The organism is Achromobacter aloeverae (assembly GCF_004121055.1).
GTDB classification, from domain to species: domain Bacteria; phylum Pseudomonadota; class Gammaproteobacteria; order Burkholderiales; family Burkholderiaceae_B; genus Bordetella_C; species Bordetella_C aloeverae.
In genome coordinates this window covers 556,421-578,459 of the sequence record NZ_PYAL01000002.1, presented here as the reverse complement: position 1 = coordinate 578,459, position 22,039 = coordinate 556,421, and the positions used below count along the sequence as shown (strand labels likewise).

At 66.4% G+C, this 22,039-nt stretch carries 15 protein-coding genes; 5 read left to right on the top strand and 10 right to left on the bottom strand.

Annotated features, from left to right (window positions below):
- Positions 1-15 precede the first annotated feature (15 nt).
- On the bottom strand, positions 16-693 hold the full coding sequence (locus C7R54_RS09460; RefSeq protein ID WP_129149929.1) for an ABC transporter ATP-binding protein: 678 nt from the start codon (positions 691-693) through the stop codon (positions 16-18).
- On the opposite strand from C7R54_RS09460, the gene C7R54_RS09455 reads away from it, so the two are divergent.
- On the top strand, positions 692-1,366 hold the full coding sequence (locus C7R54_RS09455) for an arylesterase (protein WP_129149928.1): 675 nt from the start codon (positions 692-694) through the stop codon (positions 1,364-1,366). The two genes, C7R54_RS09460 and C7R54_RS09455, sit on opposite strands and share 2 nt — an antisense overlap.
- Before the next feature lie 2 nt (positions 1,367-1,368).
- Here C7R54_RS09455 and C7R54_RS09450 read toward each other — a convergent pair whose 3' ends face one another.
- Entirely contained in the window at positions 1,369-2,289 is a 921-nt protein-coding gene (locus C7R54_RS09450; protein WP_129149927.1) for an AraC family transcriptional regulator, read from the bottom strand.
- A 95-nt stretch (positions 2,290-2,384) separates the two neighbouring features.
- Here C7R54_RS09450 and C7R54_RS09445 point away from each other — a divergent pair, with 95 nt between their 5' ends.
- Positions 2,385-3,461 (top strand): quinone oxidoreductase family protein, encoded by a 1,077-nt coding sequence (locus tag C7R54_RS09445; RefSeq protein WP_129149926.1) that lies wholly within the window; start codon positions 2,385-2,387, stop codon positions 3,459-3,461.
- Positions 3,462-3,475: 14 nt separating this feature from the next.
- Here the strand turns inward: C7R54_RS09445 and C7R54_RS09440 are convergent, their stop codons facing one another.
- On the bottom strand, positions 3,476-5,443 hold the full coding sequence (locus tag C7R54_RS09440) for a SurA N-terminal domain-containing protein (RefSeq protein WP_129149925.1): 1,968 nt from the start codon (positions 5,441-5,443) through the stop codon (positions 3,476-3,478).
- Between the two features lie 338 nt (positions 5,444-5,781).
- On the opposite strand from C7R54_RS09440, the gene ugpQ reads away from it, so the two are divergent.
- Complete coding sequence (gene ugpQ / locus C7R54_RS09435) at positions 5,782-6,543, top strand: glycerophosphodiester phosphodiesterase (protein WP_129149924.1); 762 nt, start codon at positions 5,782-5,784, stop codon at positions 6,541-6,543.
- Positions 6,544-6,555: 12 nt separating this feature from the next.
- The gene (locus C7R54_RS09430) at positions 6,556-7,413 is read left to right on the top strand and encodes a 23S rRNA (adenine(2030)-N(6))-methyltransferase RlmJ (RefSeq protein ID WP_129149923.1); all 858 of its coding nucleotides are present in this window, start codon (positions 6,556-6,558) and stop codon (positions 7,411-7,413) included.
- A 109-nt stretch (positions 7,414-7,522) separates the two neighbouring features.
- On the opposite strand, the gene C7R54_RS09425 is transcribed toward C7R54_RS09430, so the two are convergent.
- From C7R54_RS09425 to C7R54_RS09400, 5 genes are all read right to left on the bottom strand, one after another.
- Positions 7,523-10,543: an autotransporter family protein gene (locus C7R54_RS09425; RefSeq protein ID WP_158021181.1), complete on the bottom strand. Its 3,021-nt coding sequence runs from the start codon at positions 10,541-10,543 to the stop codon at positions 7,523-7,525.
- A gap of 558 nt (positions 10,544-11,101) precedes the next feature.
- Positions 11,102-12,205, bottom strand: coding sequence for a Bug family tripartite tricarboxylate transporter substrate binding protein (locus C7R54_RS09415; RefSeq protein ID WP_129149921.1), 1,104 nt, complete (start codon positions 12,203-12,205; stop codon positions 11,102-11,104).
- A 28-nt stretch (positions 12,206-12,233) separates the two neighbouring features.
- Positions 12,234-13,085 (bottom strand): patatin-like phospholipase family protein, encoded by an 852-nt coding sequence (locus tag C7R54_RS09410; protein WP_129149920.1) that lies wholly within the window; start codon positions 13,083-13,085, stop codon positions 12,234-12,236.
- Entirely contained in the window at positions 13,085-14,305 is a 1,221-nt protein-coding gene (locus tag C7R54_RS09405) for a CaiB/BaiF CoA transferase family protein (protein ID WP_129149919.1), read from the bottom strand. Before C7R54_RS09405 ends, C7R54_RS09410 begins: the two co-directional genes overlap by 1 nt.
- 15 nt (positions 14,306-14,320) lie before the next feature.
- Positions 14,321-16,288, bottom strand: coding sequence for a flavin-containing monooxygenase (locus C7R54_RS09400; RefSeq protein WP_129149918.1), 1,968 nt, complete (start codon positions 16,286-16,288; stop codon positions 14,321-14,323).
- Positions 16,289-16,397: 109 nt separating this feature from the next.
- Between C7R54_RS09400 and C7R54_RS09395 the strand changes: the two genes are divergently transcribed.
- Entirely contained in the window at positions 16,398-17,192 is a 795-nt protein-coding gene (locus tag C7R54_RS09395; protein ID WP_129149917.1) for an IclR family transcriptional regulator, read from the top strand.
- Between the two features lie 110 nt (positions 17,193-17,302).
- On the opposite strand, the gene adeC is transcribed toward C7R54_RS09395, so the two are convergent.
- Entirely contained in the window at positions 17,303-18,814 is a 1,512-nt protein-coding gene (gene adeC, locus C7R54_RS09390) for an AdeC/AdeK/OprM family multidrug efflux complex outer membrane factor (protein ID WP_129150443.1), read from the bottom strand.
- Positions 18,815-18,840: 26 nt separating this feature from the next.
- Positions 18,841-22,038 carry an efflux RND transporter permease subunit gene (locus C7R54_RS09385; protein ID WP_129149916.1) on the bottom strand — a complete coding sequence of 1,066 codons (3,198 nt, stop codon included), beginning with the start codon at positions 22,036-22,038 and terminating at the stop codon, positions 18,841-18,843.
- Position 22,039 lies beyond the last annotated feature (1 nt).

The window sequence follows — 22,039 nt, the reverse complement described above, 5'->3', positions numbered from 1 at the left end:
CGGTTGGCCTGGCGGTCAGTTGCTGTTGGCCACGCGGCCGGCGGCGAGGACCAGTTGGCGCTCGCAGCGCGACGCCAGGGCGGGGTCGTGGGTGACCAGGACCAGCGTTGCGGCCTGCTCGCGCTGCAGGGCGAACATCAGGTCGATGATGCGATCACCCGTGGCGGCGTCCAGGCTGCCGGTGGGTTCGTCCGCGAACAGCAAGGCCGGCTTGACCACGAAAGCGCGCGCCAGCGAGACGCGCTGCTGCTCGCCGCCCGACAGGGTGCGGGGATAGTGGTGCAGGCGCTGGCCCAGGCCGACGCGCTCCAGCATGGCCTCGGCCGCCTCCCGCGCCGGCAGGCCGGCCAGCTCCAGCGGCAGCATGACGTTTTCCAGCGCGGTCAGGTTGGGCAGCAGTTGAAACGACTGGAACACGAAGCCCACGTGGCTGGCGCGCAGCCGGGCGCGGCCGTCCTCGTCCAGCGCGAACAGGTCGTGGCCCGCCAGTCGCACGCTGCCCGACGAGGGAACATCCAGGCCCGCCAGCAGTCCCAGCAAGGTCGACTTGCCGGAGCCCGAGCTGCCCGTGATGGCCAAGGCCTCGCCAGCGCGCACCGTAAAAGCGATATCCTCCAGGATGGCCAGCCGGCCTCCCGCGTCGGCAACGTGCTTGCCCAGTCCCGTGACCTCTATCGAGTTGCCTGTGTCCATGCGCCTGTTTTTCCGTTACTTGTGTTCCCGCCTGGGGTTCGCCGCCGCGGCGCTCCTGGCCGCCGCCACGATCGCCCAGCCTGCCCACGGTCAGACCGCCACGCCCGCGCCGGGTTCCGCCGCAACGCGCATCATACTGGTCCTGGGCGACAGCCTGTCCGCCGAATACGGGGTGGAGCGCGGCAGCGGCTGGGTGCCGCTGCTGCAAAAGCGGCTCGACGAGCAGAAGCCAGGCTACAAGGTCGTCAATGCCAGCATCAGCGGCGACACCACCAGCGGCGGCGTCACGCGCCTGCCGGCGCTGCTGGCCCAGCACCATCCCGCCGTCGTCATCATCGAACTCGGTTCGAACGACGCCCTGCGCGGCCTGCAATTGAACATGACCGAAAACAACCTGCGCACCCTGGCCCAGGAATCGAAACGCGCCGGCGCCCAGGTCGTCCTGGTCGGCATGCAGATCCCGCCCAACTACGGCCGCGACTACACCACGCGCTTCGCCGCCCTCTTTCCCAGGATCGCCCAGGAGAATCAAGCCAGCCTGGTGCCCTTCCTGCTGGACGGCATCGCCACCAACCGCGAGCTCTTCCAGGCCGACGGCATGCATCCCAACGAGGCCGGACAGCCGAAACTGCTGGACAACGTATGGCCGGTGCTGGCGCCCTTGCTGAAGTAGGCCTAGCGGCCGGCTGAAACGCGGAACCTTCCCGGACTCATGCCCGTGCTGCGCTTGAAGGCGATGCTGAAGGCCGTATCGGACAGATAGCCTACTTTGGCCGCGATATCGGCCAGGGGCTGGTCGGAGTCCCGCAAGGCGGTGCGCGCAAGCGTCATGCGCCACTGGTTCAGGTAGGACAGGGGCGCAACTCCCACCCGGTCCCGAAAGCGGTTGGCGAAAGCGGTCCGCGACATCGCCGCCGTGCTGGCCAGGCTGTCGACGGTCCAACGCCGGCCCGGCTCGGCGTGCATGGCGGACAGGGCCTTGCCGACCCTGGCATCGGACAGGGCGCCCAGCCAGCCTTGCGGTTGCGGCGTCGTATCAAGATGGGCGCGCAGCACATGCACCAGGGCCAGGGAGGCAAGGCTGCCGCGCGCCACTTCGCCGCCCAGGTGCAGGCCGCTGGATTCCAGTCTCAGCAGGCCCAGGACATGGCCCAGCGCGGTGGATCCGATGTCAGCGGCACGCAAATGAATCAGCGGCGGCAGATGGCGCAACAGCACATCGCCCACCTCGTTCTCGAAAGTGAAGCGACCGCTGGCCAGGCTTACCGGCGCGCCGGCGCCGTCGCAATAGTGGCGGGTAACGCCATCCTCCCCCCGCTTGCCGTGGACCACCGCCACGCCATCCTCCGGCGCGCACGACGGATCGCTGGCCGAGCAGAAGGGCCGCCCGTCGGTGAGCAGATAGAAGTCGCCCTCCTCCAGCAGGACCGGCTCGCCGCCCTCCAGTCCGAGATAACTGGTGCCCGACAGCACGCCGCCGAACTTGACATGCTTGTAGGCGGGAAAGCGCAACGCCCAATCGCCACGCCCCTCGAAGCGGGTGGAAAGCACGCTGCCGACCCGCAGGGTCGACAAGACGTCGGAGAGCGCATCCATATGTACGGTCTCATAGAAAAACAGCGCTTTCGATTATATGAAGTACAAGCCATCGGCGCGATGATAGCCGGACTCGAACCCAAACCGGAGCAAGCATGCAAGCCTGGCAACTCGAAAAACTCGGTGGCGACCTGCGCCTGATCGATCGGCCCATTCCCCAGGCCCGCCCTGGCAGCGTCGTGGTGCGGATGGATGCGTCCGCGCTCATGTCGTATATGCAACCCTATGTCGAAGGCCGCCTGCCGATCTACCACGCTCCGGACCAGCCCTTCATCCCCGGCGGCAACGGCGTCGGCGTCGTGCACGCGGTCGGGGCGGACGTATGGCACCTGAAGCCGGGACAGCGCGTGCTCATTTCCTCCTACGTCGTCGCGCAGGAGAACGTGGACGAACCGGGACGCTTCCTGCTCGGCATCACCGCCGCCGGCCCCGTCGCCGAAGAAATGCAGGCGGACTGGCCCGACGGCACCTTGGCCGAATACGCCCTGTTGCCCGCGACGGCGGTCACGCCGGCGGAGGGGCTGCCGGAAATCAGCGCGGCGGACCTGGCGACCCTCATGCGCTATGTCGTCCCTTATGGCGGCCTGCTGCGTGGCCGGCTGGCCGCGGGCGAAACGCTGGTGGTCTCCGGCGCCACCGGCGCCTACGGTACGGCGGCGGTACTGCTCGGGCTCGCCATGGGCGCGGCCCGGGTGGTCGCTATCGGGCGGAACGCCAAAACGCTGCAGGCCATTGCCGTGGCCGGCGGCCCGCGCGTGACGCCGGTGGCGGTGACGGGCGACATTGCCACCGACGCCGCGCGCATCCGCGCCGCTGCGGGAGGCGGCGCGCATCTTGCGTTCGATATGGTGGGTGGCGCCACGGATCCCAATATGACCCTGGCGGCCTTGCGCAGCCTGCGCCATGAAGGGCGCCTGGTGCTGATGGGATCGATGACGGTGCCCTTGCCGATCTCCTACCTCGAACTCATGCTGAACGGGTGGGAAGTCATCGGGAACTTCATGTACCCGCGCCAGGCCTACGGGCGCCTGCTGGACCTGGTCCGGTCCGGGCAGTTGGACCTGGGACCGATACGCCCCCGTACGCTACCGCTGTCCGAGCTGCCGCAAGCGATGGCGCTGGCGGGAAAGGCCGGGAACTTCGAGTGCGTCGTGATGCTGCACCAACGGTAACCGACCGGTCGTGATCAGCCCGCGTCGGTCTGGATATCGTCGCCCTTCAGGATCTTCGCGGCTTCCGGTGCGATCTGTACCTTGTACTGCTCGCGCAGGACCTTCAGCACGGCGGCGTCCTCGGCCTGGCCCCATGCGGAGGACAATTGCTGGGTCAGGGCCGTCGCCACGGCGGGATCGTTCTTGCCGGCTACGATTTTCTCCACGCGCGCTACGACGTAGTCATTGGCCTCGCGCGCCCCGACGTAGGCCGGCAGCGGCTTGGCGGGCACGCGCATGACGGCGTCCACCACCGGACGCGACAGCTTTTGCGGATTGTCGCGGGAAACGTCGACGGCCGGCGCGAAGCCGTCCAGCGACGCGGCCGGATCCTTGCGCAAGGCCTCCAGGGCCTGCTCGCCCGCCTTGGCGGCGGCGTCGGCCGCGCGCTCGTCAACCAGCTTGGCGCGGATCTTGTCTTTCAACTGATCCAACGGCGGCACATGGGCCGGGGTCAGGCCAGCCACGCGCACCACCAGCATGGTGTCGGGCGACAGCTCGATGACGCCGGAATTCTGCTTGTCGCGCAGCACTTCCGGCGAGAACAACACCTGGCGCACGCGCGGGCTGTCCAGCAAGGCCGAGTCCGGGCTGGCGGCGGCGGAGCCCGCACCGGCCACGTCGGGCGGCAACAGTTCGGAACGGCCGATGCCGCCGGCTTCGCGCAGCTTCAAGCCCAGCGCATCGGCGGCCGGTTGCAGGCTGTCGCGCTGGTCATAGACCAGCGAGGTCAGCTTGGTCGCCATGTCGGAAAAGCGCGACGCCGCGATCTGCTTGCGGATCTCGTCGACGATCTGCGTCTTGACCTCGGCCAACGGCTTGTACTGCGCGGGCTGGAGATCGGTCAGCTTCAGGATGTGCAGGCCGGCAGAGCTTTGCACCACGCCCGAGACCTGGTCCTTCGACATGCCGTTGATGGCCTTTTCCAGCTCCGGCGGGACCATGCCCGGCGACAGCCAGCCCAGGTCGCCCCCCTTGGCGGCCGAACCGGCGTCATCCGAACGCTTCTTGGCCAGCTCGGCGAAGCCAGCCGGATCGGCGGCCGCCTGCTTGGCCAGCTCTTCGGCCTTGGCTTGCGCCGCCTTGCGCTGCGCGTCGGTGGCATCGGCCGGCACCTGGACCAGGATATGGCTGGCGCGGCGGCGTTCCGCCTGGCCAAAACGGCTCTTGTTCTGGTCGTAGTAGCGCTGGATGTCCTCGTCCTTGACCTGGATGCCGGCGCTTGCGGCGGCTTCGTCCAGGACCAGGTATTGCGCCTTGACCTGCTCGGGCACCGCGAATTGCTGCTTGTTGGCGTCGTACCAGGTTTGCAGGTCGGCATCGCTCACCTGCACCTTCGAGCGGAAATCCGCGGCCGCATAGCGGCGCGTGCGAACGCTGCGGGTTTCGGTAAGGGCGTGCTCGACATCGGCGGCAACCGTGCCCGGCACGCGCGCCGATTGCCCGATGGGCTGCAACACGCGATCCACGGCCAGTTGGGCCCGCAGGTTGGCTTCGAACTCGGCGGCGCTCAGCCGCTGCGCGGCCAGGGCGGCGCGGTAGCGCTCGGCGGAAAAGCGGCCGTCGTCCTGGACCGCGGGATTGGAAGCGATGGTGTTGCGCAGGGTCTCGTCCGACACCGAGAAACGATAGTCCGCGGCGGCGGCGGCCAGCACGCGCTGGTCGATCATCTGGTCGAGCAGGCGCTGGCGCATGGCCGGGTTGTCCAGGGCGGCGGCGTCGAAACGCGCGCCCATCATCTGGCGATATTGATCCAGCTGGTTGCGGCGCGCCTGATCGTATTCCCGCTGCGTGATCGGGCGACCCGCCACCGTGGCCATCTTGGGTTCTTCGGACATGAAGCTGCTATAGCTCTGCACGCCGAAGAAGGCGAAGGATGGCACGATCAGGATCAGCAGGATGAGTTGCATCCAGCGCTGATGATTGCGAATGAATTCGAACATGGAGTACCTGAGACCCAATGCGACGGCCGCAACGCATACCGCGGCCCGCCACACAAAACGCATAAAAAAAGGCGAAACAAATTCGCCTTGCTCTCATACTACGCAGCCGACACTGCATACTATCGGATCAGCGGGCAAGCAGTTTACCACCACTGGCAGGCGTGCCCATCGCCATGGCGGCCGCCTGCGGTATCCTTGGCGGTCATCGTCGTGATACCCGCCATGACCCCGTCATGACGCCCGCGACGCCGCCACCGGGAAAACAGCTCCGGGCGGCTCCGCAGCGACGCATGTGCCCGTTCCATCCGTGCCCGTTTCCATCCAGGTGCCCTCCCCCCATGACCGCCCCCTCTTTTCGCTGGCCCTACCCATCCCTGATCGCGCACCGCTGCGGTGGCAAGCTGGCGCCGGAGAACACGCCCGCCGCCATGCGCGTGGGCGCCGAGCACGGCTTCACCATGTTCGAATACGACGTCAAGCTGAGCAAGGACGACGTGCTGTTCCTGCTGCATGACGACGATCTCGACCGTACCTCGAACGGCCATGGGCCCGCGCGGGCCAGGACCTGGGCCGAACTGTCCGCGCTGGACGCCGGCTCCTGGCTTTCGCCCGCCTTTGCCGGCGAACGCATGGCCACCCTGGACGAAGTCGCGGCCTTTACCTTGCAGCGCAGCATCGCCAGCAACGTGGAGATCAAGCCCTGCCCCGGCCGCGAGGCCGAGACCGGCACGGCCGTGGCCCTGGCCGTCCAGCGGCTATGGGGCGATGCCGCGGTGCCGCCGCTGCTGTCATCCTTCTCCGAGGATGCCCTGGCCGCCGCGCATGTGGCCGCTCCCCTGCTGCCGCGTGCGCTCCTGGTCGAGGCCATCCCCGTGGACTGGCGCGATCGCCTGGTGCGGCACGACTGCGTGGCCCTGAACGTGAACCAGAAGGATGTCACGCCCGACCTGGTGCGCGACGTCCACGAGGCCGGCTACCGGCTGTGCGCCTGGACGGTGAACGACGTCCAGCGCGCCCGCGACCTGCTGGCCTGGGGGGTGGACGCGCTGTTCACCGATATGCTCGACACCATCCGCCCGCCCTTCCCGGCGCGGGCTTGAGGGGAATACCGCTTGTTCAGTTACCGCCACGCCTTCCATGCCGGCAATCATGCCGACGTGCTCAAGCACGCCGTGCTGGCGCATGTCCTCGACTACATGAACCGCAAGGACACGCCCTACTGGGTGATCGACACCCACGCCGGCGCCGGGCTTTATCGCCTGGACAGCGACTGGGCCAACAAGAACGCCGAATATGCCGACGGCGTCGCGCGGCTTTGGGGCCGCGACGACCTGCCGCCCCTGTTCGCGCGTTATATGGAACTGGTGCGCCGCCACAATATCGACGGCCGCCTGCGCAACTACCCGGGCTCGCCCTGGCTGACGCTGGAGGCCCTGCGTGAAAGCGACCGCCTGCGCCTGTTCGAAATGCATCCCAGCGAGGCCGAGGTCCTGGTGCGCAACCTGGAACACCAGGGCCGCATCGCGCTGCGCCAGACCACGGTCTACGACGCCGACGGCTTCGAGGGCGTCAAGGCCCTGCTGCCGCCGCCGCCCCGCCGCGGCCTGGTGCTGATCGACCCGTCCTACGAGGACAAGCAGGACTACCGCCGTGCGCTGACGACGGTGAAGGAAGGGGTCAAGCGCTTCGCCACCGGCACCTATGCGGTCTGGTACCCGCAGGTGCAGCGGCGCGAGTCCACCGACCTGCCGCGCCAGCTGGAGCGCCTGGACGTCAAGAGCTGGCTGCGCGTGGCGCTATCGGTGAAGAAGCCCGCCGCCACCGGCTTCGGCCTGCACGGCAGCGGCATGTTCCTGGTCAACCCGCCCTGGACCCTGCACGCGGCGCTGAAGGAAGCCATGCCGTGGCTGACCGGGCTGCTGGCGCAGGACGACCGCGCCCATTTCGTGCTGGAGCAGCGGGAAGGTTGAAGGCCGCGGGTTCAGGGCCGCGGCCTTCAGGGGAGCTGAGGCCTGAAGGCCGCTTGTTCAGGGCCCCCGGTTCAAGGCGCGGCCTCGCCCCAGCACCGCGCGCCTCCGATCAGAACTTCCAGGCCAGGTTGAGCATGCCCGAGTTCTGCGTGTTGCCGCCGCCGAACTCGCCGCCATACGCCAGTCCCAGGGAGACATTGCGCGACAGCGCCACGTCGGCGCTCAACGCCACCAGCGCGCTATCCCTTGCCTGAGGCGCGCCGGCGACCGTGAACGTCTCGCCGCCGTCGAACCACATCTTGCTGTGCCCGATGACATCGCCGAAGGAATGGCGCCAGCCCAGGGTCGCGCGCAGGTTGCCTTCCAGCCTGCCCAGGTCGAAGGCGGTGCGCGTGCGCAGTCCCAGCGTCGTCGTGGTAATGGTGTTGCGGTCGCTCGCGCCGTTCAACGCCGCGCTGCCGCCCGATTCCGAAAAACCACGCGTGCGCAGGTCGCTCCACGCCAGGCCCGCGAAGGGCTCCACGGTCAGCGCGCCGGTGACGGGCAAGGCATAGCCCAGCTCGGTGAACAGCTGTCCGGTGCTCGCGCCATAGTTGGCCTTCAGGGACTGGTCGAAGCCGCTGGTGGCGATATTGCGCTTGCTGTCGATGTCATGCCACGTATAGCTGCCGCCGGCGATGAAGTTCAAGCGGCCGGCGCCCGCCGCGAAGCTGCGGCCGGCGTAGAGGGTGGCGCTGTAGTTGTCGATGTCGGCCTGCGACGAAACCTCGCCGGCGCGGCTGTGCGTATTGCTGTATCCCAGCGCGCCGCCAGCGCGCCAACCGCCGCCGACCGCCTGGTCGCCACCGACGAACAACCCGGACGTGGCCTGCGTTACCCGTGCCGCATCGCCGCCGCCGAAGGTCTGCCAGCTGCCGTACAGCTGTGCCCACGCCGGCTTGGCCGAGGAACTGGGCAAGGCGCTGATATTGGTCGGAACATCGCTGGTACCCGCCTGCGCGGTCGGCGCGCCCGCCATCAGGTTGGCGCCCAGGTTGGAGCGGAAGTGCTCCAGCGGCAGGGTGCGAACCATGTCCGCGCCCGCTTGCAGCGTGGACACGGTCGACGCATGCGATTCGCCGGACAGGGCCTTGAACACATTCGCCGGCTGACCCACGGCCAGGTTCTCCACCTGGCGATAGAGGGCGTTGCCCGACCCCAGGCTCTCGATGCCGTTGGCCACGGCGCGCTGGTTGCGCGACTGGGCGGCGTCCGCGAACGTCATGGGGCGCGTGGCGGGGGAGCTGCCTCCTCCCGCGGAGGGGCTGGTGGGGGTGATCGGCGCAGTCGGGGTGGTGGGGGTAGTAGGAGTGGTGGGAGTAGTCGGGGTGCCCGGGTCCGTCGGCGTGGTCGGGGTCGTGCCTCCGCCCGAGCCGGGATCGACCACGACGTCCTTGCGCTTCAAGGTCAGCACGACATCGTTGGCGCTGGTGGTCAGGGTCGGCTGCAGGAAGGCCAGATTGCTCGCCACGCCGTCGAAGTTGCCGGTGACGCCCTGCCCCGCATGCACGATGACGTAGGACTGCTGCGTCGAATAATTGCCGTTGGCTTCCACGTTCGCCACCGACCCCGCGATGGTCGCCGCGCCCGTCACGGCGACCTGGCTGGCCGCGGTCGTGCTTGAATCCGACAGGATGCGCAGCGTCGAACCGGCTTGCATCGTCAGGTCGCCGTTCACCGTCAAGGTGCCGGCCTTGTCCTTGCCCGGGGCCAGGGTGCCGCCGCTGGCTATCGACGTGGTGCCGACGGTGCCGTCGCCCGCCAGCGTGCCGCCGGACATCACGGCCACCGTGCCGCCCAGGCTGCCCAGCACGCTCAGCGTACCGTCCAGCACCTTGAAGCCGCCCATGAAGCCGCTGCTGTCGTTCTTGATCGCGAGCGTCCCGGCCCCGGCCTTGTCCAGGTTGCCGTAGCCCGAGACGGTACCATTCCAGGTCAGCACGGTATTGGGGTTGACGATGTCGACGGCGCCCGTGCCCGCGTTGACGAGGATGTCACGATAGGACGACTCGGACGCGCCGGTGTATCGCAGCGAGCCGCCGCTGAAGCTCAATGCGCCTGACGCGCTGCCCAGCGCCGCATCGCCGGCGATCGTTATCTGGCCGTCGTAAAGCACCCAAGGCGTGAGTTGCGTCGTGATGCCGGCCAGTGTGACGTTGGCACTGGTACTCACCTGGAAATCCGTGAACCCCTGGTACTGCGTGCCGAGCGCGGAGACATCGAAGGTCTGGTCGGCCGAGCCGCCCAACACCAGGAGGTTGGAACTCCCCGAAGCCACGACGTTGCCGAGTATCGTGCTGCCGGCATGCAGTTCGAGCGCGCCGTTGTAGAGTTCGATGGCGTTGCTACGCACGCCGCCATAACTCAGCCCGCCGACGATCGTGCCCTCGTTGATCACCGTCCCCTGGAGCAGGGAGACGCCTACCCCGCCCACGGCCTGGAACGCCGACGGCTGGCTATCTGCCCCGGCGTTGCCGCCCAGGATCGTGCCCCTGTTGAGGACGATCCCGGGGTTATTGAAGGCGATGCCCGCGCCGCCCGCGCCGCCCATCCCGGCAACGGTGGTGCGCGTCGTATCGGTATATCCGCCGTCGCCGCCCCTACCTCCCGCGACGGTGACGCCGGATTCGACCACGATGTAAGACCAGGCATTCGAAACAATGCCGATACCGCCCTGGCCGCCCCGCGCCGCGCCGGCGTTGTATTGGCCGGTGCCGCCATTGCCGCCCGCGCCGCCGGTCACATTGGCGGCGACCGAGAATGGACTCGCGCCGGTCAGGTAGACGCCATGGCCACCACCGCCGCCGCCACCGCCGGTACTGGCATAGGCGCCGCTGACGATCGTGCCATCCGCGCCATCGCCGCCCTTGCCTCCCGTGGTGGCGGTCGTCAGCGACGGCGTGCTGTCGGTGTAGTACGACGCCGCGGTGGCTCCACCGCCACCGCCGCCGCCGGCCGCCTCGGCCCCGTTGCCCACGCCGCCGGCCCCGCCACCGCCGCCTTCCGGCATGTTCGCCAGGGACAGGCCGCCGCCCGGCCAGGAGCTATAGGCACCGCCGTTGGCGGACTCGGTACTTGTGCCCGCGGGCAAGCTGCCATGGCCCTGATTAGTGACAGTCGCATTCTGGACCGTACCCGTACCGCCCTGCCCGCCGGCGCCCAACGGGCCGACACCGCCTAAACCGCCCGGACTGGTATTGAAGCGGGGGCCTATCGATCCTTGCTGTCCGTCCAGGCCTGCGGCATGGCCTGCGACCGGGGCGGCCAATAACACGGACCCCAGGGCTGCGGCGGCGGCGCTAAGACGGAAGTTCGGTAGGGAACGGGACGGATGGGAGTGGGACATCAAGATTCTCGCATTTGATGAGTAAATATTTCTATATGTTAATTTAAAGTCTCAAGGGTTGTTTAGGCGAGGACTGCGGTTTTTAAGGCTTTCTTTAAAGAATTGCCGCAGCGCGCGAGACGTTCTCCCCGCCGCGCTGCGGCGGGGAGCGGAAATGGAAAAAGGCCCGGAACGGGGGAAACCCGTTCCGGGCCTACTGGGCCGCAGGACCACCGGACAGGCGGGTCACCGCCCCCTACAGGGCCTGGGGATACCCGGCCGTCCTGATGCGAGGGGAGTCGGGCCTATATCGCGTTCGACCAACTATTCGGGCTGGATGCCCGCATCTGCAACCACCTTCCCCCACTTGGCGTACTCGGTCCGAACCACCTGGGCAAATGCCTCCGGGGTGGGACTCGGGTCCGGTTCATAGCCGAGCGATTCGAGCTTCCTGGCCACCTCGGGCTGCGCCAGGACCTGCGCGAGTTGCCTGTGCAGCGTCTCCACGACTTGCGGAGGCGTGTCCTTGGGGGCGACCAGGCCCAGCCAACCCACGGCCTCGTATCCGGGCACGCCGCTCTCGGCAACGGTAGGTACGTCAGGCAGCAGGGATGACCGTTTACTGTCCAGCACGGCCACCGGCACCAGCTTGCCGCCCTGGATGCTGCCAAGCTGCGCGCCTATGGTGTCGACCATCAGCGGCACACGCCCCGCCATCACGTCTATCGCCGCCGGCGCGCCGCCTCGATAGGAAACGATGCCGATATTTACGTCAGCCTTCGAATTGAAGAGCCGCTGCGCCAGCTCGAAGGCCTTGGCGCCTTGCCCGGACATGAGCCGGCCGGGCTGGGCCTTCGCCTGGGCGATGATGTGCTTGACGGTGGGATCCTTGAACTCAGGGGACGCCAACATGATCATGGGCGCTTTTGCGATCATGCCTATCGGGGCAAATGAGCTGAGCGCGTCATAGGGAACATGCTTCTGCAGATGCGGACCGGTAACCATCGTGCCGGACACGGATACGCCGATCACATAGCCATCGGGCGCGGCATTCTTCACGTAAGCCATGCCCACCATGCCGCCATCGCCGGGCTTGTTCGCGACGATGAAACTCTGCTTGTTGAGTTGGCTGAGGCCGCTGGCGAGCAGCCGGCCGACAATGTCCGAAGCGCCTCCCGGCGTATAGCCCACCACGACCTGGACCGGGCGCGCCGGATAGTCTTGCGCACGGGCGCCGGTCGAGAAAGCGGCGAGCGCGCCGAAAAGCACGGCGGCTGTGCCGTACAAGGACCAGCAGTGGGGCCGCTGAATGGTGCGGCGCCTTGCCTGGGTGCGGAGCGTGGTTCGTCCCGCGCACAGCGATCCGATATCAGCAGCGCCTTCATGGCGGGCGTTCTCCATTTGTCCCGTCTCTCTTGCTTGTCTCATCTTTGCCTGTCTCCTTGATATTTATTATTCACAGCCACCAGGCCGCGATTTCCTGCGCGAGCGTGACGCCCTGCTCGTGACCCGCCTGCGCCGCGGGGCCGCGCCGCGCCGGATCGAGAACGTTGCTACCGAAAGCCTCCAGCGAGGCGGCGTCGGGAATGAGGACTCGCACGCTGGCTCCACGTGCTTCGAGCGTGACGACCTCCGCGCGCAGGTGGCCGCTGACGGGATTGCCATCGGAATAGCCGAGCGGCGCCACAACCAGGACTCGGTCGGCCGCAACGGCCGCCCACGCGTTGGTTATCGACGCGATGCCGCCGTCCATGTACTGCGCCCCGTCGATGGGAACCGGAGGCCATACGCCGGGCACGGCGCAACTCGCCGCCACCGCGTCGATAAATGGACAAGCGCTCGCCGCATCGAACACCCGGGGCATTCCGCTATCCGTGTCGACGGCGACCAGACGCAGAGGCCGATCCGGCCATTCGTCGCCCGGCAGGCGTGAGGCGATGATCGCGCGCCGGGCGGCGACCGCGGGCGTCTCGCTACGTCGCGCGTATGCACCGATGCGCTTGCGGGCGGCGACCAGGTCGCCCGCCACCTTTTCCATCAGCTTGCGGTTAGCCGCGTCGGCGTCCTCCTGCGAGTATGGCCGGAACTGTTCCTGGCTGTCGGGCGACGGGTATCGTTGCCGCGCATACATATCGGCCGCCTTTTCGCCGCACGCGACCTGTGCCGCGATGATGGAACCCGCCGAAGTTCCGACCAGCAGGTCGGCATCCGCCATGCGCGCGCCGGCCTCTTCGAGGCCATGAAGGATGCCGGCAGACCATGCAATACCGACGACGCCGCCGCCGCCAAAAACCGCCGCGCGCTTCATCAGATAATGCCCTTCTTCTGGAATTGCTCACGCTCGCCGGCGCTCATGCCCAGCAAGTCGCCATAGATGTCGGCGTTATGCTGGCCTATGCTCGGCGCGGGCGTTATGGGTTTCCGCGGAGCGCCGGGGATACGCGGTATGACGCCAGCCATGCGCACCGGCCCGATGCGTGGATTGTCCACCGGCACGATGGTCTCGCGGGCCTGGTAGTGCGGGTCCTTCATGATGTCGTCGATGCCGAGAATAAATGCATAGGCGCATTTCGCTTCATCGAGCTTGGCGGTCAGTTCCGGCACCGGCAGGGACTTGATCCAGTCACCGACCAGGGCGTTCAGTTCGTCGATGTACTGCCAACGCATGGGATGAGTCTTGAACCGTGGATCCTCCAGCATGTCGGGACGGTCCATCGCCGCGCAAAGGCGCTGGAAACCCGCCTCGGCGGAACAGGTCAGGATGACGTAACGCCCATCGCTGGTTTCGAAATGCTCGCCCGGCGCCGCGGCGAAATGCTTGTTGCCGCGCGGCTTGCGCACGACACCCAGGCGGTCGTATTCCGGCACCAGGACTTCGGTGAAGCGAATCACCGATTCATACATGGCCAGGTCGATTTCCTCGCCGGGACCGCCCAGCACGTCGCGATTGTAGAGGGCCATCATCAGGCTGAACGCGCCCAGGATGGCGGTCTGGTAGTCGGCCGTCGATGTGCCGATACGGACGGGCGGACGATCCGGATAGCCGGTAATGCCCATCAAGCCCCCGAATGCCAGGGCAATGCGGTCGTACCCTGCGCGTTCCGAATACGGCCCGGTCTGGCCGAAGCCGGATACCCGCAGCATGATCAGCCTGGGATTGTGCTTTTTCAATGTGCTGAAATCGCAATTCCACTTTTCCAGCGTGCCGGGCCGGAAGTTCTCCACCACCGCGTCCGCTTCCTTGACCAGCCGATAAAGGATTTCCTGGCCCTCCTTTTCCCGCAGATTCAGCGTGATGGAGCGCTTGTTGCGGTTCTCGACTTCCCAGTAAAGGCATTCCCCTTCGACGAAAGGGCCCAGGTCGCGTACCGTGTCGCCGCGCTCCGGCACCTCGACCTTGATCACGTCGGCGCCGAAATCGCCGAACAGCGTGCAGGCCACCGGACCGGCGACCATCGTGCCCAGGTCCAGGATGCGAAGGCCGCTGAGCATATAGGGGCCGGGTTGCCGCCGGCCTGTGGCGGTCATGGTCGTCGCATCCATTTACGCTGCCTCCACTTCGACAACGGCCGTCTTGTACGCATAGTCGGAAAAATCCGCACGGCGTGCCATATGCCAGTAATCGTCGTTCCGGAATGGCGTCGTGGCGATGATGCGGCCATGGCCGACGCGATACCAGTTCGTCATGCCGGTGTGCGACCAGATCATCCGCCGATGGGCCTCCTGGACACGGACATTGAATTCGTCGTGGATGCGCTGGTCCACTTCGAATTCGAAACGCTGGTTCCTGCCCGCCTGGCTCATTGCCTGGCGCAGGATATTGATGACGTAGGCGACTTGCGTTTCCAACAGGGCGACCACCGAACCGCCGTGGCCGAGCGCCGTATTCGGCCCCGCCAGCATGAAGAAATTGGGAAAGCCGGGCGCGGCGACGCCCAGATAGGCTTCCGCGCCCTTCTCGGCCCACACCTCCCGTATGCTGCGGCCATCGCGGCCGAAGAGATTGAACGACGAGAGCATATTCACGGCGTCGAAGCCCGTGGCGATGATGAGGATGTCGACCTCATGCGATGCGCCGTTGCTGTCGATCACCTTGTTGCCTTGCACCTCGACCACGCCGCCCTGGACCAGCGAGACGTTCGGGCGCGTCATGGTCCGGTACCAGCCATTGTCCATCAGCATGCGCTTGCCAAAGGGCGGGTAGTCGGGGATGCAGGCATCGAGCAGGTCCTGGCGGTCGCCGAGCTGCTCCTTGATGTAATCGATGAAGTAGGTGCGATGACGTTCGTTCGTCTTGTTGATCGAACGCTCCGGATGCGGCCACGCCGGGTCGATCTGCAAGGAAGCGTGGATGCGGTCGTTGAAAATATACGCCAGGCGCTGGCGGTACCACTCCTGGTAGAAGGGAACCTGCGCCAGCAGGAAGCGCTTCTCTTGCGGAACATCCTTGCGGAATTGCTCGAAGGGCGCGGCCCACTGCTTGGAACGCTGGAATACGGTCAGGTGGCCGCAGCGGGGAGCGATTTCCGGAACGATCTGCATAGCCGTAGCGCCGGTCCCGATCACGGCGACACGCTTGCCCTCCAGTTCCAGATTCTCCGGCCATTGCGTCGAATGGAAAGCCAGGCCCGTGAACGTGTCCAGGCCGGGGATGTCCGGCATCTTCGGTACATTCAGCAGACCCACCGCGCTGATAAGGACGTCGGCTTCGAGGCTGTAGTTCGCTCCCTTGCTGGAGACTTCCACCGTCCAGCGCATCGAGGCTTCGTCGTAGCGGGCCGACTCGACGCGCGATTCGAAGCGGATGTGCGGGCGCAGGTTGTAGCGGTCGGCAACGCCTGCGAAGTAGGTCTGGATTTCTTCCTGCAGCGCGAAATACTTCGACCAATCGCCCTTGGCGAACGAGTACGAGTAAATATGGTTGGGCGTATCGACGCCGCAGCCGGGATAGTGGTTTTCGTACCAGGTGCCGCCGACCTCGTCGTTCTTTTCAATGACGATGTACGGGATGCCGGCGCCCTGAAGACGGATCGCCGCGCACAGCCCCGCAACGCCGGTGCCGATGATCACGGCCTTGAAACCTTCCGGAACGTCGAAGCGGTCCTTCTGTTCGATGACCATGTCCTCGTCGAAACCCAGCCACGCGCTGATCATCGGGCCATAGGATGCCGGAATGGCCTCTCCGACGCTGAGCTGCAGCATCTGGACCAGGGTGTCCCAATCGGGACCCGGCAATTGCACTTGCCCGTCGGCCCGCCACTTCAGCAGCGCACGCTCCGCCGCTACACGGATTTCCGCTTGAACCTCTTCCTGCAAGCCACCCGAATCATTCTCGTCCAGGCCGCGTATGCGCGAGCATTGATAGCGTTGGTCCAGCCACTTGCGGTCGCCCGTCAGATGGACCAGGACCATCAGCAGCGTCGGAAGATTGGCCGACGGCAGCGCCAGTCGAAGGCCTTCAGACCATTCCTGGTCGCTAAGCGTAGGGATTTGATGGGGATTGTGTGTCATGCCAAGCCGTGATGTGGTTGCGCGAGTGAGCTATTCCATCCCGGACGGGAAACGTTCATACTGAGACCAAGTTAAAACGGTCACGATACGAACGTTTTGAGGGAAAACCATGACAGGCACACAGACCGACCAACCGTCTGGCGTACAGCGGACGCAATCCGTTTCCCGAGCGCTGGACCTGCTGCGCCGAGTCGCCGGCCTGCATCCGGATGGCGCCACGGTCACGGACCTGGCCAAGGCCGCGAAAATCGACCGCATCACCGCGAATCGGCTACTCAAGACACTGGCGCTATCGGGTTTCGTCGAACGCGGGGAAGGCAGCAAGCGCTATCGGCTGGGCATGCAGGCCATGCAGATCGGACTGGCGTCCATGAAGCGGGCGCCCTTGCTCGAACGGTGCCGGCCGTTGATGAAACGGCTCGCACGCATGACCGAGGACTCGGTATTCCTGGTTGTCCGCAACGGAGACTACGCGCATTGCCTGCACTACGAGGAAGGCCGATCGCCGGTGCGGACCCTGGTGCTCCAGGTGGGCGGCATGCGCGTGCTGGGCGTGGGATCAGCGGGCGTTACGCTGCTGTCACGCGAGGACGATGCGTCGATCGAAGCGATCTATAAGCGGCATAAAGAGGAATTCAGTCCGTCCGGACTGACGTTGGCCCGTATACGGAGTCTCGTCGATAAAACGAGAAAACAGGGGTTTTCCGCCACGGACGGCCTCGTGCACGAAGGCGTCTCCGGCGTCGGCATCAGCTTCGACGTCGGCGAAGACGGATATGCGGCGATTTCCATCGCCGCGGTGACCGGCAAGATGAACTACGCGCGCAAGATGTCGCTTACGCGCATGGTTGCCGCGGAGCTGCGCGCGGCTGGATTCACACCTCCGGCGCAGATGGCGGACTAGGCCCCTGCGTCAGCGACCTCAGCAAGAGAGCCGGTCGACGTTCCTGCACCGAGTCCTGCCGCAACGGGAAGCGCCCGGACCTCGCCCGGGCACCCTCCCGAACCCGCCGCTCACTGCGCGGCACGGGGCTCCGGCGCCGACGCCTGCGCCTGCACCGTCTTGTCGGTCCAGCCGCCGCCCAGCGCCTTGTACAGGGTCACCAGGTTGGTCAGGCGCGTCAGGCGCGTCGTCACCAGGGTCTGCTGCGCGCTGTACAAGGACCGCTGCGAGTCCAGCACCGTCAGGTAGTTGTCTATGCCTTGGCGATAGCGCTGCTGCGACAGGTCGTAGGCCCGCTGGTCGGCCTGCACCAGCAGTTGCTGCGCCTGGATCTGCTGGTCCAGCGTGCCGCGGCCGGCCAGGGCGTCCGCCACTTCGCGGAAAGCGCTCTGGATGGCCTGCTCGTAGGTGGCCACCTGGATCTGCTTCTGCAGCTTGGCCACGTCCAGCTCGGCCCGCAAGGAACCGCCGGCGAAGATGGGCGTGGTGATCTGCGGCGCGAAGGACCACGCGCCCGAACCGCCCTTGAACAGGCCGCCCAGCGTAGCGCTGGCCGTGCCCGCGCTGCCCGTCAGCGAGATGGTCGGGAAGAACGCCGCACGCGCCGCGCCGATATCGGCATTGGCGGCCAGCAGGCTGTGCTCGGCCGAACGGATGTCCGGACGCCGCTCCAGCAGGTCCGACGGCAGGCCGGCCGGCAAGGCGGTCGGGATCAGCGCATCGTCCAGGCGCCCCGGGGTGTCCAGCTTGGCCCGCACGTCGTCCGGCAGGGGATTGCCCAGCAGCAGCACCAGCGCGTTCATATCCTGCGCGACCTGGCGCGAATACTGCGCCAGGTTGCTTTCCGCGGTGCGCACCGACACTTCGGCCTGGCTCAGGTCCAAGGCCGTCGCCACATCGTTGTCGTAGCTTTGCTTGGTCAGGTCATACGAATCGCGCTGGCTTTTCAGCGTGTCCTGGGTGAGCTTGAGCAGTTCCTGGTCCGCGCGCAGCGTCAGGTATGCGTTGGCCACCTCGGACACCAGGGTAAGCTGCGTGGCGTTGCGCGTCTCGTCCTGCGCCAGGTAGGTCTGCAAGGCCTCTTCCGACAGGCTGCGGATGCGGCCGAACAGGTCCAGCTCCCAGGACAGCGACGCACCCACCTGGTAGGTGTGCGAGGTCACCGCCTTGCCGCTGGACGTCAGGTCGTGCGGCGTGCGTTGCGCGCTCTCGGTCGCGCCCACGCCCACCGTCGGCAGGAGATCGGCGCGCTGGATGCGGTACTGCGCCTGCGCCGACTGCACGTTCAGCGCGGCGATGCGCAGGTCGCGGTTGTTCGACAACGACAGTTCGATCAACTGTTGCAGCAGCGGATCGGGGAACATGTCGCGCCAGCCGATATTGGCCGTCGCCACCCCCGCCTGGCTGGCGGGCTTGGCGGCCGCGCCGGCCGGCGTGTCGTAGGCCGGACCGGTCGGATAAGCCGCGTCCACCGGCGCCGCGGGGCGCTGGTAGTCGGGGATCAGCGTGCATCCGGCCAGCGCGGACGCCAACGCCACCGCCACGGCCAGGCGGCCGGGACGGAAGGAGCGCGAGGACGACATCTTGTTGTTATGCATGACTAGTGCGTTCATTCAGCATGCCCTCCCGACGGGTCGGAAGCAGGCTGCCGGGGTTGATTCCGGACATCGTTGGGATCGTGCGGATCGCCGCTTTCGCTTATGCGCTTCACGCGGAAGAGCTTGAGCATGACCACGAAGAACATCGGCACGAAAAAAATCGCCAGGAACGTCGCGGACAGCATGCCGCCGATCACGCCGGTACCGATGGCGTTCTGGCTGCCCGAGCCGGCCCCGGTGGAAATCGCCAGCGGCACCACGCCCAGGATGAAGGCCATGGACGTCATCAGGATGGGCCGCAAGCGCTGGCGCGCGGCATGCACGGCAGCCTCGGTCAGGCTGGCGCCCGCCTCGTAGTGCTCCTTGGCGAATTCCACGATCAGGATCGCGTTCTTCGCCGCCAACCCAACCGTGGTCAGCAGGCCCACCTGGAAGTACACGTCGTTGGAAAGCCCGCGCAACAGGGTCGCGGCCAGTGTCCCGACAATGCCCAGCGGCACCACCAGCATCACCGACGTCGGAATCGACCAGCTCTCGTATAGCGCCGCCAGGCACAGGAACACCACGATCAGCGAAATCGCGTACAGCGCCGGCGCCTGCGAGCCCGACATGCGCTCTTCATAGGACAGCCCGGTCCACTCGAAACCGACACCCTGCGGCATGGTGGCGGCGATGCGCTCCATTTCCGCCATCGCCTGGCCCGTACTGTAGCCGGGCGCAGGCTGGCCCAGGATTTCATAGGCGGGCACGCCGTTGTAGCGGTTCAGCTTCTGCGCGCCAAAGGTCCATTCCGCCGTCGCGAAGGACGAGAACGGGACCATGCCGCCGCTGCTGTTGCGCACGTACCATTTGTTGAGGTCGTCGGGCAACATGCGGGACGACGGTTCGCCCTGCACATACACCTTCTTCACGCGGCCGCGGTCGATGAAGTCATTGACGTAGGACGAACCCCAGGCCGTGCTCAAGGTGCTGTCGATATCGGAAATGGACAGCCCCAGCACCTGGGCTTTTTCGCGGTCGATATTCAACTGGTACTGCGGCGCATCTTCCACGCCGTTGGGGCGCACGCCGGCCAGGATCTTGCTCTGCATGGCCTGGCCCAGCAACTGGTTGCGCGCGGCAAGCAGCTTCTCGTGGCCCACGCCGGCGCGGTCCATCAGCATGAAGTCGAAGCCGGTGGCGTTGCCCAGTTCCAGCACGGCCGGCGGCGCGAAGGCAAAGACCTGCGCGTTGCGGATGTTCTTGCCGAACCACGCCTGCGTCCGGGCGGCCAGCGCCCCCACCTTCTGCTTGGCGGTGCCGCGATCCGACCAGTCATGCAGCTTGATGAACATCATGCCGGCGTTCTGGCCGCGGCCGCCGAAGTTGAAGCCGTTGATCGCGAACACCGACTCGACGGTATCCTTCTCGTCCTCCAGCAGGTGCTTGGTCGCCTGGTCCAGGACCTGCTGCGTCTGCTCGGCCGTGGAGCCGTTGGGCCCCAGCACCTGCGCGAACAGGATGCCCTGGTCTTCTTCCGGCAGGAAGGAGGTGGGCACGCGCATGAACATGACGACCATGCCCGCGACCAGCAGCAGGTAGATGAACATCAGCCGCTTGGTGCGGTTCAGCCCGCGCGACACCGTGTTCGCGTAGCCGTGGCTGCCGCGGTCGAAGACGCGGTTGAACCAGCCGAAGAACCCCGTCTTGGCGCCATGATGGCCCTTGGGAATCGGCTTGAGCAAGGTCGCGCACAGCGCCGGCGTGAAGACGATGGCCACCAGCACGGACAAGGCCATGGACGCCACGATGGTGATGGAGAACTGGCGATAGATCACGCCCGTCGAACCGCCGAAGAACGCCATCGGCACGAACACGGCGGCCAGCACCATGGCGATACCCACCAGCGCGCCGGTGATCTGCTCCATGGACTTGCGGGTCGCCTGCCTGGGTGTGAGCCCCTCCTCCGCCATCAAGCGCTCGACGTTTTCCACCACCACGATGGCGTCGTCCACCAGCAGGCCGATGGCCAGCACCATGCCGAACATGGTCAGCGTGTTGATCGAGAAGCCGGCGGCCGCCAGCACGGCGAACGCGCCCAGCAGCACCACCGGCACCGCCAGCGTCGGAATCAGCGTCGCCCGGAAGTTCTGCAGGAACAGATACATCACCAGGAACACCAGCACGATGGCTTCGCCCAGGGTCTTGAACACTTCCTCGATCGACAGGCTGACGAAGGGCGTGGTGTCGTAGGGATACACCACGTCCATGCCGGCAGGGAAGAAAGGCTTCAGGCCGTCGATGGTCGCGCGGATGGCCTTGGCGGTATCCAGCGCGTTGGCGCCAGGGGCCAGCTTGATCGCCAGGCCGGCGGCCGGGCGGCCGTTGTACTGGCTGTCGATGGTATAGGACGACGCGTTGAGCTCGGTGCGGCCGACGTCGCGCACGCGCACCTGCGAACCGTCGGGATTCACCTTCAGCAGGATGTTGCCGAACTGCTCGGCCGTCTGCAGGCGCGACGGGCCGATGATGGTCGCCGTCAACTGCTGCCCGCGCACGGCGGGCAGGCCGCCCAGCTGGCCGCTGGAGATCTGCACGTTCTGCGCGCTGATGGCGTTGACCACGTCCACCGTCGTCAGGCCGTAGTTCAGCAGCTTGGCCGGATCCAGCCAGATGCGCATGGCGTACGAGGAACCGAACAGCGTGAAGTCGCCCACGCCCTCGGTGCGGCTGATGGGATCCTGCACATAGGACGCCACGTAGTCGGCCAGGTCGGCGCGCGTCATGTTGCCGTCGCGCGAAATGAAACCCGCCACCATCAGGAAGTTCTTGGTGGCCTTGGTCACGCGGATGCCCTGCTGCTGCACTTCCTGCGGCAACAGCGGCGTGGCCAGCGACAGCTTGTTCTGCACCTGCACCTGGGCCGTGTCGGCGTTGGTGCCCTGGCGGAACGTGATCGTCATGGTGACGCTGCCATCAGCGGAGCTTTCGGAATACATGTATTCCATGCCGTCGATGCCGTTCATCTGCTGTTCGATCACCTGCACCACGGTATCCTGCACCGTTTGCGCGGACGCGCCCGGGTAGGTCACCTGGATGGCGATGGAAGGCGGCGCGATGTTCGGGTACTGCGAAACGGGCAAGCCGAAAATCGACAGAGCGCCCGCCAGCATCATGACGATGGCGATCACCCAGGCGAATACCGGCCTTTCGATAAAAAACTTTGCCATG